The sequence below is a fragment of the Mesobacillus sp. AQ2 genome (genome assembly GCF_030122805.1).
GTDB lineage: Bacteria > Bacillota > Bacilli > Bacillales > Cytobacillaceae > Mesobacillus > Mesobacillus oceanisediminis_A.
Genome location: NZ_CP126080.1, coordinates 3,041,181 through 3,055,198 on the forward strand (window position 1 = coordinate 3,041,181; position 14,018 = coordinate 3,055,198).

Here is a 14,018-nt window from a genome sequence, read left to right on the forward strand (position 1 = left end):
AAATAATATTTTAAGTTTAGTGAGGTTTTAAAACATTGCTCAAAACATATTTCATAACTAAGGAGTAAGCAGCTATCGTTGAAACTACTAGCATGGATACCATTTATACGACACCGTCCTTGAAGTTCTTTTGATTGAGAACTATTTTCATCCTAAGGAAAGTGTAGCACTATTGATTATCATTTTCAATGAGAGATGGTTAATTGTCACACTTCTTTAACAAATTCGGCAGAAATCGCCCCTGATTCGTGAAAGCTGATTCATATTTAGTCAACTCTTTCAAAGCCCTTTCCTCAGCAGGAATCCTGATTGAAAGAATCAGGATGTTCAGTAGGGTGAAAAGTGCCATCGTAATATAGGCATTGAACATCAGGGGAATGACCAGAATTTCAATGGTTACGATCAAATAGTTTGGATGCTTTATGATTTTATAGGGTCCTCTTTTAATGACTTTTGCTCCTGGAAGGATGATGATTTTTGTATTCCAGAACCTTCCCAATGAAGCAAGTGCCCAAATCCTCATCCCCTGTGCGAATAGAAACAGCGCCAGCAGAACAGGCCAATAATCCGACAGCTGTTTATTCAACAGCGTCACTTCAGCAATAAAAAAGAGGAAAAAAGCAGTGTGGATCGCCACCATCGCAGGATAATGGCCCTGCCCGAATTCCATTGCTCCCTGTTTTTTCATCCAGGCCTCATTTTTTCTGGCAATCACTAGTTCCGTTATTCTCTGGAAAATAATCAATCCGACAAATAGATAGAATACCAAGTTACTCCCACCTCATTAAAAGCAGCTCTGAACTAAACCCAGGCCCAAGGGCTGCCCCCAGTCCAAGATCGCCCTCCTTAGCAGTTTCCATGAATCTTTTAAGCACACATAAAATTGTCACAGATGACATATTCCCGAATTCTTTCAGGACGTCAAGGGAGTTTTTTGTCATGGTTTCTGGCAGCTTTAATGCTGAAACATATGCATCAATAACCTTCTTGCCGCCTGGATGGGCAATAAAATGGTCAAGATCCTGCACATCAAGGCCGTTTGAGTTCAAAAACCTCAGTACATTAGGCTGAAGCCAGTTTTCAATAATAGTTGGTATATCCTTTGAAAATACAACATAAAGACCTTCATTTTTCACATCCCAGCCCATGACATCCTCGGAATCCGGCATTGTCGTGGATTGAGTTCCAACTATATTAGGGGCTGCATTCTTTTTGGTGATTTTTTCATAGCCCGAATCATCACCGCAGACAAGGGCACATGCAACTCCGTCGGCAAACAGAGAGGTCCCGATCAGGTTGCTTTTTGACCGGTCATTTCGCTGGAAAGTCAGGCTGCATAGCTCGATGGAGAGCACGAGGACTTTTGCCTTTGGGTATGCAAGGCAGTATTCATAGGCACGTGACAATCCTGCCGCTCCGCCTGCACATCCGAGACCCCATATCGGGATCCTTTTAGTATATTGTGAGGACGGCAGGATATTCATGATTCTTGCATCTATGCTTGGCGTCGAAAGTCCTGTACTGCTGATTGTAAAGATAGCGTCTATTTCTTCAAAGTGGATTTCATTTTTCAGGAAATCATCATTCTTCAAACAATTCGTGATTGCCTCCGCACCAAGCTTTACAGCCGTTTCGATATACGCATCATTTTTTTCCTCAAATGTATGATCTACTTCGAACCAGTCAAGATCCCTGGCAAAATGGCGTTTCTCGATCTGGCCATTCTGGAATACAGACAGCAGACGTTGTATGTCCTTAAAGGACTCTTTAAATAACTTTTCGGCAAAGTCCATGACTTTATCCTGCTCAATTGAAAACGGCGGAACAGCTTCTGCGATGGAAATAATTCTGGGCATGACAATACTCTCCTCACATATATGTACGGTTACTTTTTCCATTTACCCTGAGAGTATGCAAGCAAACAAATATTGATTGAAAACAAAAAAAAGCTTCCCCCGGGATGGAGGAAGCCTAACGTTTTGAAGGAGTTGCTGTGCAAGTTCATTATACAATGCAGTTGAGGCCCGTACATTATTAAATCATTACCAGTTGACAAAGGCACAATGGGAGACAACGTTGTGATGGCCAAGTGAAATCAACTCCTGGCAAAAAACCGTTCCATTTTTGCTGGAAGCGGATAATGAGGAATCCTATTTAAAAACCGTGAATGGTCATTCCACCATCGACAAATAGGGTTTGTCCTGTTACATAATTCCCGGCGTCTGAGCTTAGGAAGACCACTGGTCCCACAAGCTCTGGCAGCTCGCCGATCCTTTTCAGGGGTGTGACGGCAAGGATGTCTTTTACATATGACTCATCTTCTAAAAGTTTTTCAGTCAATGGTGTTTTGAAATACCACGGGCCAATGGAATTTACATTGACGCCATATTGTCCCCATTCCATTGCAAGGACTTTAGTCATCTGCATGAGAGCTGCCTTTGTTGCGGCATAGACGACGCCAGTCCTGAGAGCAACCTGGCCGGCTACTGACGCAATATTGATGATTTTTCCGCCGGATTGCTGGCTTTTCATGATGCGTCCAGCTTCCTGGGACATCATGAAGGCAGACTTCAAATTGGTGTCCATGATCTGTTGCCATTCCTCATCTGTCGCATCCAGAGCCTTAGACCGGATATTCATCCCGGCATTATTTACAAGAATATCAATCTTTCCCCATTTCGCTTCAATCTCAGCAATCGCAGTATGTATCTGTTCCCTTTCAGTGACATCCGTCGGAAGTATAAGAGCTTTTTTTCCTAATTCCTCAATCATTCCTGCAGTTTCTGTGAGGTCTTTTTCGGTTCTGGCAAGAAGTGCGACATCAGCGCCGGCTTCAGCTAACCCTACCGCCAGCGCTCTGCCAATTCCCCGGCCTGCACCCGTCACTATTGCCGTTTTTCCGCTCAAATCAAATGAAGGTAAGAACATACCTATCAGCCTCCCTATGTAAAATTGCTTTCATTTTACCATAGTACAGTGGCCTTTTGTTGTATGTACACCTCAATAAACAAAAGCACCCCTCTCGGTGCTAGTTGTTCTCATCTGACTGCTTCTGCACTTCAATCCAGATCTGTTTTTCGGCTGCTTCCCCGCAATTCATGCATATCCTTTTCTCATCATAGATAAGTCGGCAATGATCACAATAATATTTCTGCAATGATTTCACTTCCCGAAAAATGTTCTTTCTGACAGTATATTAATTCCTGCTCAGAATGGTGATTCTTTTTTAAGATTTGCTGTTAATAAAATGTCAAGCCTTCTTGTCACACACTGGTTTTGACATATGTCGTTTTGCTCATATAATCACAAAACTATTTTCACAGATTATTCACAATTACCCCACGTTCCATGTGACTTAAATCACTGTATTTACGCGTTTTCACCATTAACATAGTAAATATGTCAGGTATGAACAATTTGTGAACTGTCCGAAACCATATTTACGTTTCCAAATTGTTTTGTATGATGAGAATGTACTTATCAATTAATCAATGGACTTATTTTATGTGAAGGGAGTGGACCGGGATGGCGCAGCCTGGAATTGGGAAGAAAACACATACAAAGGTGGAAGATCGATCTTCCTTGAAAGGAACACTTGCATCCGTTTTCTTATTAGGATTCTTTTTGATTGTCACTTGGTTAGGCGTTTATTTCTTATTTGTAGATCGTTTTTAAGAGAGACCAAAAGGGGAGAAAGAAGTTATGCATATTCATAAATTTGAGAAAATCTGGCTTATCTTCGGGATAACGACATTGATCGTCTTCCTGACTGTCATCGGGGTCAGCGCTTTTTACCTCGGAAACCAGCCTCCAAGCTGTCTGGCAACAATCAATCCGGAAAAAGTTGACACCACTGCACCATTCAATGAGCCTGGATTGAAAAAGGTTGAAGGAAAAGAGTGGGATTACGAACTTGTATACGTTGCATCCGCATTCTCTTACAACCCTGGACAGGTGGAAGTTCCACTGGGAGCAAAAGTAAAAGTCATCGCTACAACTAAAGACGTCATCCATGGTTTCGAGGTTGCAGGAACCAATATCAATATGATGCTCGAGCCTGGCTTCATCAGTGAATATGTCACTACATTTGACAAGGCTGGCGAATATCTGATCGTTTGTAATGAATATTGTGGCGTCGGCCACCACATGATGACGTCTAAAATCGAGGTGGTAGAATAATGAATACTAATTCAATGAATCCAAAAGTTGACCGCCGTGACGGAAAACTGTCCATGGCCCACTTTTATGTCGCTTTCACCGCACTTGCCATCGGCGGGTTAGCAGGCCTTCTGCAGACACTTGTCCGTTCAGGGAAATTCGAATTGCCTTCATGGACTGGGTATTACCAGATCCTTACGATACATGGAGTCGTACTTGGGCTTGTCTTAACAACATTTTTCATTATGGGATTCCAGCTCGCTCTTGTAAGCAAAACATCAGGAACCTTCACTGACAAACAGCGCCTGACCGGATGGATCGGTTTCTGGACCATGACCATTGGTACAGTAATGGCTGCCATCATGATCCTTACCAACCAGGCTTCTGTCCTGTATACATTTTATGCTCCATTACAGGCACATGCACTCTTTTACCTGGGCCTTACACTCGTGATTGTCGGAAGCTGGATTGACGGTGCCGCAATCATCATGGCTTACACTTCATGGAGAAAAGCAAACCCTGGAAAGCCTAGTCCGCTGCTGACTTTCATGTCCCTTGTCAACACACTTATGTGGATTGTTGCAACAATCGGCGTAGCAGCAACTGTATTGTTCCAACTGCTTCCTTGGTCATTGGGCCTTGTTGATCGCGTTGACGTCCTTGTCAGCCGTACATTGTTCTGGTACTTCGGTCACCCGCTTGTGTATTTCTGGCTATTGCCTGCCTACATGGCATGGTATGCAATCGTTCCAAAGATCATTGGCGGAAAGATTTTCTCAGACTCATTGGCAAGGATGTCCTTCATCCTGTTCCTGCTGTTCTCAATCCCGGTAGGTTTCCACCATCAGCTGATGGAACCTGGAATTGATCCGGCATGGAAGTTCCTTCAGGTAATTTTGACATTCCTAGTTGTCATTCCATCACTAATGACGGCATTTTCATTGTTTGCTACGTTTGAAATGTTTGGGCGTTCCAAAGGGGCGACTGGCCTATTCGGCTGGGTGAAAAAGCTTCCTTGGGGAGATGCGCGTTTCGCAGTTCCATTCATCGGCATGCTTGCATTCATTCCAGCTGGTGCCGGGGGACTTGTCAATGCTTCCCACCAATTGAACCAGGTAGTCCACAATACAATCTGGGTTACTGGACACTTCCATTTGACACTTGCAACTTCTGTTGTATTGACGTTCTTCGGGATTTCCTATTGGCTGGTCCCTCACCTGACCGGCAGAGTCCTGACAAAAGCAATGAATAAATTAGCGATTATCCAGGGTGTTATTTGGGCGATCGGCATGACCTTCATGTCAGGTGCAATGCACGCAGCCGGCCTGCTTGGTGCTCCACGTCGTTCATCTTTCTCAACCTACGGCGGTTCAGAGCAAGCTGCAGAATGGATTCCATACCAGATTGCACAGGCGGTTGGCGGAACCATTCTGTTCCTTGGAATCATCCTGATGCTATACATTTTCATCAACCTTGCTTTCTTCGCACCAAAAGGTGAAGAAGAATTCCCAGTCGGAGAGGTTGCTGATCAGGCTGAAAAAACTCCAATGGTATTCGAAAACTGGAAGTTATGGCTCGGTATCACTGTTCTTTTGATTCTGTTCGCGTACACAATTCCGTTCATCGATATGATTCAAAATGCACCAATTGGGTCGAAGGGATACAAATTCTTCTAATAATGAATGTGCTCTCTTTTTTAAAAAAAACCAAGCAAAACAGGGTATGAAATCTGTCTCGATTTCATACCCTGTTTTTTTAGTTGGCTCTGTTAACCAAGACTGTTGATTTTCGTTCCAGGCGCTTCGCTTTCCGCTGGAAGAATATGAAAAAGACCAACTGCCGTCTTTTTCATAAGCAATTCTTCCTTGGGGCTGGCGCTGAGCCTCCTCGTCGCTTTGCTCCTGCGGGGTCTCACCTGACCAGCTGTGCCCGCAGGACATAGATTTGGCTTCCTTGAACCTGCCCACGCACGAAGGAAATGAGTTAGCATTTTCGAGGAGTCTACGCGCCTTCCACTACAATCAACAGGTGTTAAAACAACATTAGGCTTTAAAGAGCCTTTTAGTTACAAGGCATAAAAATTATAAACAAAGAGCTAAATTAACTAGTCTGCATCCGGATCATGTTCATTCCAGCTATATAAAAAAAACAAAAGGATGCCGCAGCATCCTATTGTTCATTATTTACATGGATTTAATTAAAAATCTGCATTCCCTGGTGTACGAGGGAATGGAATGACATCACGGATGTTCTTCATCCCGGTTAAATACATGACAAGTCGTTCGAACCCAATTCCATAGCCGGAATGCTTGGTGCTGCCGTATTTTCTAAGCTCGAGATACCACCAGTAATCTTCTTCGGCCATACCAAGTTCTTTAATCCGTTCTGCAAGGACATCTTCTCTTTCTTCACGCTGGCTTCCGCCGATTAACTCGCCTATGCCGGGAACCAAAAGGTCGGTCGCAGCAACAGTCTTGCCATCCTCATTCGCTCTCATATAAAATGCCTTGATGTCTTTCGGATAGTCAGTTACGAAGACAGGGCGCTTATAAATTTCCTCGCTAAGATAACGTTCATGTTCTGTTTGCAAATCAGTACCCCATTCTACAGGGTATTCAAATTGCTTACCAGAGTTCTTTAATAATTCAACAGCTTCGCTATAAGTAACCCTTCCGAAATCAGAATTTAATGCATTCTGCAATCTTTCAACAAGTGTTTTATCGATAAAGCTGTTGAAGAAGGCCATTTCTTCTGGTGCATGTTCAAAAACGTAATCAATGACATACTTAATCATTTCTTCTCCAAGGTCCATGATATCCGGTAATTCCGCAAAGGCAACTTCCGGCTCGACCATCCAGAATTCTGCAGCATGTCGTGCAGTATTCGAATTTTCTGCCCTGAATGTCGGGCCAAAGGTATACACATTACGGAAAGCAAGAGCAAAGCTTTCGGCATTCAATTGACCGCTCACGGTTAAGTTGGTTTCTTTGCCGAAGAAATCAGCACTTTCATCCACGTTACCGTCTTCTGTTTTTGGCAGCTTGTTCAAGTCCATTGATGTCACGCGGAACATTTCCCCTGCCCCTTCAGTATCGCTTCCAGTAATGATTGGTGTATGTACATAAACAAACCCTTTGTCCTGGAAGAATTTATGAAGAGCATAGGATGCAACAGATCTTACTCTGAAAACGGCTGAGAAGGCATTGGCTCTCGGACGCAAGTGAGCGATTGTCCTTAAGTATTCCAGCGTATGGCGCTTTTTTTGTATAGGAAAATCTGTATCCGATAAACCTTCGACGACAATTTTTGTCGCTTTAATTTCAAAAGGCTGTTTCATTTCTGGAGTTGGAACAAATTCACCTTCCACTAGAACAGAAGAGCTGATAGGCAACTTTGTTATTTCTTTGAAGTTATCAAGCGTATCCTCAAAAACAATTTGTACACTCTTAAAGAATGTACCATCATTTAACTCCATGAAGCCGATCGTTTTGGAATCGCGAAGAGTGCGGATCCATCCTGTTAATTGAACAGTTTTGTCTTTATAACTATCTTGATTTCTGTATAGATCTTTTACTACAGTCTTGATCATAATAAGCCTCCTTATGGTAACTTTTTGCATTAAAAAAAGCCTTCTATCCCCCAAAAAAGGGACGAAAGGCTGAACTTCCGCGGTACCACCCAAATTGTCATAAAATGACCAACTTCATAATTACTTTTCCCAGTCTATAACGTGCTGGCCACGTCTAAGCCTACTCATGATATCCCTTTCGGTTAGAACTCAAAGGTGTTCTTCATTTATGCATCATCACCAGGCTTCCACCATCCCCGGCTCGCTATTGAGTATAGCAAAAACTACTTTCCTTTTCATCGATTTAAAATATGCAGTTTATAAAAGGATTTTTACTGTAATAATTTATCACATAATATCATCCTTTGTCTAGTTGGCCCCTGCTATATAACTATTTTGATCAAACAGTGAAGTGCTTTTTTTGCCTCCTGATTGGAATAGAGATATTGATAGCAATGACTGACATGATAATCAACGCGGATCCGAGCAGCTGAATACCGCCCAGCCTGTCGCCATACACCAGCAATCCCAGCATGGTGGCAATGACAGGTTCCAATGTTGCTACAACAGCAGCAGTACTGCTTTCTGTTCGTTCAAGGCCCCAGGAGTATGCAAAATAAGCAACCACGGTCGGGAAAATCCCTAACCCTATCGCATAAAGCCACACATCCCCGGTGAACAGGACAGCAGCTTTACTGGCTATACCGGTTGTCGGAACCAGTGCAGCCGAGGCCACAAGGAAGGTGTACAAAGTGACTGTAAATGGATGGTACCGCCTTAATGCCACCTTCCCAAAAATGCTGTAAAGAGCATAACCGAACCCTGCCCCAAGGCCGATCAGGATACTGGAGACAGAAAAAGACGTTCCTCCCTGCCCGGTGATGCCTGCAGCAAGTGTACAGCCAATGACTGTCATGACAATCGCCAACAGTTTCTTTCTGTTAATGCTTTCTTTCAGGAAAAGAAATGACAAAACCGCCACAAAAGCAGGAGATGTGTACAATAAAGCCACTGCGATCGGAATATTCATCAGATTGATCGCCGTAAAATAAGACCAGTTAAAAAACACAATGCTTAAAATTCCTGTACCTACAAAAAGATACAAATCCTTTAACCTTATTTTTAAATGACTTCGGTAAAAAGCAATTCCGACTATTATTAAAACAATGGCTGCGGTCAAAACCCGGATGGCCACAATCTCCATGGCACTAAAACCGGCAGTGTTCAGGCCTTTTACAAAGAAACCAATCAAGCCCCACATAGCCGCTGCAAATGCGATCATAAAATAAGGCATTTTCCCTTTCATACGTTCACCACACAGATAAGATGACAGAAAGACTGTCATCTTATATTCTAAATGCTGTTCAAACAAATTATTTGGTTTAGTTAAAATCCTGGATACTAGACCAGTTGATAAACCTTGCTGTATTTATCGTATAAATAATCCACTAAGTACTGGGCATTGAGTCCCTCTCCAGTTACATCCGTCAATATTTCAAGCGGCTTTTTCATTTTTCCATGCTTATGGACTTTCTCAGTCATCCACTCTTTAATCGGCTGAAGGTTTCCTTGTTCCAGGAGTTCCTCATAGTCAGGTAAGTCTTTGAGCATGGCATGCTTGAATTGCGCTGCATACATATATCCTAAGGCATAGGATGGGAAGTAGCCAAAGCTGCCTCCTGCCCAGTGGACATCCTGAAGGACACCTACTGCATCATTTTCAGGTCTGATGCCAAGATATTGCTCATACTTGTCATTCCAGATCTGCGGCAAGTCCTTGACTTCAATCTCATCGTTGAACAAGCCTTTCTCAATTTCATAACGGACCATTACATGCAGCGGGTAAGTCAGCTCATCGGCTTCAATTCTGATCAAGCTTGGCTTGGACTCATTGACTGCACGATAAAAGTCCTCGACATCCACTCCCGAAAACTGCCCTTCTGAATAATCCTGAAGCAAACTGTAATTATGCTTCCAGAAAGAATAATTGCGTCCGACAAAGTTTTCATAGAAAAGCGACTGTGATTCATGGATTCCCATTGAAGTGCCAGAGCTCATAGGCGTACCGACCAGATCTTCGGAAATATTTTGTTCATATAGAGCATGGCCGCCTTCATGAATGGTCCCAAATACCGCTGTCCTGAAATCTGATTCGTCATATTTCGTCGTTACCCTTACATCTCCTGGGTTTAAGCCCATCGCAAATGGGTGTACCGTTTCATCAAGACGGCCAGCATCGAAATCGTATCCCATTTGTTCAAGGATTTCCAGGCTGAATGCACGCTGCTTCTCTTTAGGGAAATGACGGAACAGGAACCCAGTCTCCGGTTTTTCAGTTGAGCTTGATATCTGCTGTACAAGCGGAACAATCTTCTTGCGCAGGTCACCAAACACCTGGTCCAAAACCTCGACGGTGACGCCTGGTTCATACATATCTAGCAAAGTATTGTACTTATTTCCTTCATAACCCCAATATTCAATGAAGCTATTTGTCGTTTTTACCAGTTTCTCAAGATATGGCTTGAACATTTCAAAATCAGATTTAGCCTTAGCCTCTTCCCAAACTGTTTCTGCTTTTGATTGCAGGATTACATATTCCCGATATTCTTCTGCAGGAATTTTCTTATTGCGGTCATAATCTTTTCTGCACTCTTCAAGCGTCTTGCGCGTAATTTCAGATAGATTTTGTTCATTTGAAAGTCTCGCTATGTATGAAGCCATTTCCTCCGATGTTGACATATTGAATACCTCAGATGAAAGAACTCCAATCACTTCGGATCGCTGAGCTGCTCCCTTTTTGGGTGCGCCGGTCCTTAAATCCCAATAAATCAAAGAAAGCGCCTCACCATAGGCTGCCATTTTCTTTACGTAATCCAAGAAGTTTTTTTCTGTTTGTTTTACTTCACTCATCCGTTTCACCCCATTTTATCTGTTTCCATCATCTTATCATACTTTTCTGATATTTTGGTTTACGAAATTCAGAAAGGCTTTTTTCGCCTTGTTTGTTGCTTTTAATGCATAAAAAAACAACAGGCGAACCTGTTGTTTTCATGGAATCAGAGGTTATATTTCTTTTATTTCCTTTTCCCGATTGCTACACGCCATGTTTCCGGGCCTTCTTCAAGATACTCCCATGAAAAAGCTTCTGGGCGTTCCATCATGAACTGATATTGAAGCGGCCTTGGGTCATGGTCATTGACAATTTGCATGAATTCTCCTGGCTTAAGTGAATCAAAGTTTTGGAATATAGTAGGGTGTTTTTCCCGTGGTGCAAAATCAGGAACATTGATAATTACGTTGAAAGTCATTTCCCTCTCTCCTTCGAATCTATTTTCTTTTCATTTTCATTATAGAACCGACCCGTACCCCAGGTAGTGAGCGCCGTCACAGTTCTACTATGACATCCCTCATTCATGACTTGCCTTAATTCAGTCGAAAAATCGACTTTTAAAAAAGGAACTCCGGGCAAGAACAAGAATTATTTTAATAGGGAGGGATCTATTTGAAAGAATTGGTTGGAAACTGTGATAAATGCGGAAAAGAAATTTATTGCATGGACGGCTTTTTGAATGGAATACATGAACATGGTAAATTGCTTTGTTTTGAATGCGAAAAAAACACCAAAGAAGAGTCGTAGTCAGAAAGTCTCAATCGCGTTTTCGGCCAGCTCAAGTCGTTCTTTGACTCAATTGGCCGGACCGATCAAGTAAAGAAACCGCAAAGCGATATCACTTTGCGGTTTCTTTGTTTATTCTTCTTCGACTGCAAGGTCTTTAACAGGAAGCTTTTCTTCTTCCTTGTGGGTTACTTTTCTCAGATTGAAAAGCGCCTTAATGCTGAATACTGCCAGGGCTGCAACACCAATCAAGAAAATCGTGTCCGGAATGGCCCTTAATGTCAGCAGCATTTGGACTGTATCCTGCTGCAGGAATGCAGCTGAACGGGAAGCAGCATATCCATTAAAGAAAGCCTCTTTAATCTGAAGGTAACCAACCGGAAGCAAGGATAGGAATACCATGCCCGCCAGGCCGACGTTCAGCATGATGACGATGAATTTGACCCATTTATCGCTCCATTTTTCAGGCTTGACGATATTACGCAATGAGTAGATCAGCACCGCTCCTGCAAACATGCCATAAACGCCCATCATTGAAGCGTGGCCATGTGTTGGAGTAAGGAACTGTCCGTGTTCAAAGAAGCTGACTGCCGGCAGGTTGATCAGGAAGCCCAATACACCAGCACCGACAAGGTTCCAAACTGCTACCGAAATCAAGAACCAGAACGTGCCTTTGTATGGGAAATCCACACCGCCGTCACGCATCATTTTATATTGTTCATACGCCTCTAAAATCAACAGAGTCAATGGAATGACTTCAAGTGCTGAAAAGACTGCTCCCAATGCGATCCATACTTCAGCTGACCCGTTGTAATAGTAGTGGTGACCGATCCCGATGACGCCTGCTCCCATCAGCAGGATCAACTGGAAGTACAATGCCCTTACAGTCGATTTCTTTGTCACAAGCTTCATTTGCACCATCAAGAAACCAATGACAACGACTGCGAAAACCTCGAAAATTCCTTCTACCCATAAATGGATGATCCACCAGCGCCAGTAGTCGGCAAAAGTATAATGTGTACCCGGATTGATCATGAAAGCAAAGAAGTAAAATGCCGGGACTGCGATTGCCGAGTAGAATAACAGGTGAATCAAGCCACCTTTGTCAGACTCCCTCTTCAATCCGCTCTTGATGCCGCGGAATACGATGAATAACCAAATCAGCATGCCGACAGCGAGTATGAATTGCCAGATGCGTCCAAGTTCAAGATATTCCCATCCCTGATGTCCAAGCAGGAACCAATTGTTGCCCAGGTAACCGTTGGCACCAAGCCATTGGCCAATCATGCTGCCAGCGACAAGTACAACCAATGCCCAGAACAATATATCGACAAGCAATCCCTGGCGTTTCGGCTCATGTCCTCCTACAAGCGGTGCCATGAAAATTCCCATGCCAAGCCATGCTGTCGCTATCCAGAAAATAGCAAGCTGCAAGTGGAAACCTTTCGTGATGTTAAATGGAAGGATGTCATGGACCCATTTCATCCCGAAGAAACTGTCAGGTTCGATATAATAGTGTGCCAATAATGCACCAAACATGGACTGGACAAAGAACAAAACAGATACAATCGCAAAATATTTGGCTGTTTTCCTTTGCGAAGAAGTCAGCGGCATCTTCTTCAAATCAATCTTAGGGAAGTTGCCCTCGGTATATGCCTCCTGCATACCAAGATGATAGCGATAGAAAACAAACAGGATCAAGCCTACAAAGAAAATCAATAAGGTTACGCTTGCACCGCTCCACCAGACGGCCGAGAATGACATTGTGTTTCCAGCGTCTTCATAATATGGCCAGTTATTTGTATAAGTGATTTTATCATCAGGTCTTTGGGTACTTGATAACCACGCTGTCCAGAAGAAGAAATCAGAGATCTGTCCAATCTGGTCACCCTTAGCTACCCAGGCACGCTCTCCATCCGGCATATGCTTTTCCTGGATCAAGCCTGCCTTAAGGCCCCAATTATCACCCTTCGTAAAAATAGTATGGTAAAACTCTTTTACCTTTTGATGCCCGAACACTTGTGCATCAGTCAATACCAAATGGTCTTCATCCGGATCATAACGATTCTCCCGCATTTCCTTCATGACCCGTTCCCGGATGATTGTCTGGTCATCCTTGTTCAAATCTTTAAAGTCCTTCTGATATTCTTCCTGAGACCTGAAATCCTGCATACCTTCAGTGTATATCTCAAGCGCTTCTGCCGTATAGTCTGGGCCCATATATGACCCATGGCCCAACACTGTTCCATAATCCATCAGGCCGTACTTCTGGAATACCGCCTGGCCGCCTACGATACTATCTTTCGTAAAAATGACATCCCCTTTTTCGCTTGTAACTTCAAGCGGCCTCGGAGCCATTTCTTTAAAGATCCAGTAACCCCCTGTCAGGAGTACTGTAAAGCTTAATAATAAAGTAATAATGAGTACAGATTTCAGCAGTGAGTTTCTATTTTTCTTGACTACTGCCTTTGTGGATGTCCCATGCTGGATTTCCATCTTCCCTGCATCCCCTTCCTAATTTGTTTTACATACCAAGCTTAAAGCGAAATGAAAATGGAGTTTGTGAACTACCTCATGCAGCAGGTGTGATATTTCCCACAGCAGTGAGAATTATTTTCAAGAAAACTTCAAAATATGATTCAGGTCACTTAGCACTCACTTTGCAGTTGATAAAAT

12 protein-coding genes and 1 other annotated feature are annotated in these 14,018 nt (G+C 43.1%); of the genes, 4 read left to right on the forward strand and 8 right to left on the reverse strand.

From position 1 onward, the window contains the following. Positions 1-199: 199 nt before the first annotated feature. From QNH36_RS15305 to QNH36_RS15315, 3 genes are all read right to left on the reverse strand, one after another. Positions 200-769, reverse strand: a complete 570-nt coding sequence (locus QNH36_RS15305) for an isoprenylcysteine carboxyl methyltransferase family protein (protein ID WP_144479978.1) — start codon at positions 767-769, stop codon at positions 200-202. Between the two features lies 1 nt (position 770). Next, entirely contained in the window at positions 771-1,856 is a 1,086-nt protein-coding gene (locus QNH36_RS15310; protein ID WP_283903755.1) for a type III polyketide synthase, read from the reverse strand. A 298-nt stretch (positions 1,857-2,154) separates the two neighbouring features. Further along, positions 2,155-2,928 (reverse strand): SDR family NAD(P)-dependent oxidoreductase, encoded by a 774-nt coding sequence (locus QNH36_RS15315; protein WP_144479982.1) that lies wholly within the window; start codon positions 2,926-2,928, stop codon positions 2,155-2,157. Positions 2,929-3,525: 597 nt separating this feature from the next. Here QNH36_RS15315 and QNH36_RS15320 point away from each other — a divergent pair. Genes QNH36_RS15320 through QNH36_RS15330 form a run of 3 tightly spaced genes read left to right on the forward strand, consistent with a single transcriptional unit; the run spans position 3,526 to position 5,834 of the window. Beyond that, entirely contained in the window at positions 3,526-3,675 is a 150-nt protein-coding gene (locus QNH36_RS15320) for a cytochrome c oxidase subunit 2A (protein ID WP_144479986.1), read from the forward strand. 27 nt (positions 3,676-3,702) lie between these two features. Next, positions 3,703-4,179 carry a cytochrome c oxidase subunit II gene (locus QNH36_RS15325; protein ID WP_251540641.1) on the forward strand — a complete coding sequence of 159 codons (477 nt, stop codon included), beginning with the start codon at positions 3,703-3,705 and terminating at the stop codon, positions 4,177-4,179. Beyond that, positions 4,179-5,834, forward strand: a complete 1,656-nt coding sequence (locus QNH36_RS15330; protein ID WP_144479990.1) for a b(o/a)3-type cytochrome-c oxidase subunit 1 — start codon at positions 4,179-4,181, stop codon at positions 5,832-5,834. The genes QNH36_RS15325 and QNH36_RS15330 overlap by 1 nt, the downstream gene beginning before the upstream one ends. A gap of 521 nt (positions 5,835-6,355) precedes the next feature. On the opposite strand, the gene asnS is transcribed toward QNH36_RS15330, so the two are convergent. The 4 genes from asnS to QNH36_RS15350 form a co-directional block, all read right to left on the reverse strand. Next, the gene (asnS, locus tag QNH36_RS15335) at positions 6,356-7,747 is read right to left on the reverse strand and encodes an asparagine--tRNA ligase (protein ID WP_283903756.1); all 1,392 of its coding nucleotides are present in this window, start codon (positions 7,745-7,747) and stop codon (positions 6,356-6,358) included. Between the two features lie 54 nt (positions 7,748-7,801). Continuing rightward, positions 7,802-8,035 (reverse strand) — a binding site (T-box leader). Positions 8,036-8,126: 91 nt separating this feature from the next. Further along, positions 8,127-9,032, reverse strand: coding sequence for an EamA family transporter (locus QNH36_RS15340; RefSeq protein WP_144479995.1), 906 nt, complete (start codon positions 9,030-9,032; stop codon positions 8,127-8,129). Positions 9,033-9,127: 95 nt separating this feature from the next. Beyond that, positions 9,128-10,636, reverse strand: coding sequence for a carboxypeptidase M32 (locus QNH36_RS15345; RefSeq protein ID WP_283903757.1), 1,509 nt, complete (start codon positions 10,634-10,636; stop codon positions 9,128-9,130). Positions 10,637-10,800: 164 nt separating this feature from the next. Further along, complete coding sequence (locus QNH36_RS15350) at positions 10,801-11,034, reverse strand: DUF2249 domain-containing protein (protein ID WP_144479999.1); 234 nt, start codon at positions 11,032-11,034, stop codon at positions 10,801-10,803. Positions 11,035-11,228: 194 nt separating this feature from the next. Here QNH36_RS15350 and QNH36_RS15355 point away from each other — a divergent pair, with 194 nt between their 5' ends. After that, complete coding sequence (locus QNH36_RS15355) at positions 11,229-11,363, forward strand: hypothetical protein (protein WP_260983649.1); 135 nt, start codon at positions 11,229-11,231, stop codon at positions 11,361-11,363. Positions 11,364-11,474: 111 nt separating this feature from the next. Here the strand turns inward: QNH36_RS15355 and QNH36_RS15360 are convergent, their stop codons facing one another. Then, entirely contained in the window at positions 11,475-13,838 is a 2,364-nt protein-coding gene (locus tag QNH36_RS15360; RefSeq protein WP_283903758.1) for a nitric-oxide reductase large subunit, read from the reverse strand. Positions 13,839-14,018: the final 180 nt, after the last annotated feature.

Bases quoted from the DNA above. Each gene is read 5' to 3' on its own strand.
- QNH36_RS15320 (WP_144479986.1), top strand. From the start codon at position 3,526: ATGGCGCAGCCTGGAATTGGGAAGAAAACACATACAAAGGTGGAAGAT.
- QNH36_RS15310 (WP_283903755.1), bottom strand. From the start codon at position 1,856: ATGCCCAGAATTATTTCCATCGCAGAAGCTGTTCCGCCGTTTTCAATT.
- QNH36_RS15345 (WP_283903757.1), bottom strand. From the start codon at position 10,636: ATGAGTGAAGTAAAACAAACAGAAAAAAACTTCTTGGATTACGTAAAG.
- QNH36_RS15350 (WP_144479999.1), bottom strand. From the start codon at position 11,034: ATGACTTTCAACGTAATTATCAATGTTCCTGATTTTGCACCACGGGAA.
- QNH36_RS15325 (WP_251540641.1), top strand. From the start codon at position 3,703: ATGCATATTCATAAATTTGAGAAAATCTGGCTTATCTTCGGGATAACG.
- QNH36_RS15340 (WP_144479995.1), bottom strand. From the start codon at position 9,032: ATGAAAGGGAAAATGCCTTATTTTATGATCGCATTTGCAGCGGCTATG.
- asnS (WP_283903756.1), bottom strand. From the start codon at position 7,747: ATGATCAAGACTGTAGTAAAAGATCTATACAGAAATCAAGATAGTTAT.
- QNH36_RS15315 (WP_144479982.1), bottom strand. From the start codon at position 2,928: ATGTTCTTACCTTCATTTGATTTGAGCGGAAAAACGGCAATAGTGACG.
- QNH36_RS15330 (WP_144479990.1), top strand. From the start codon at position 4,179: ATGAATACTAATTCAATGAATCCAAAAGTTGACCGCCGTGACGGAAAA.
- QNH36_RS15360 (WP_283903758.1), bottom strand. From the start codon at position 13,838: ATGGAAATCCAGCATGGGACATCCACAAAGGCAGTAGTCAAGAAAAAT.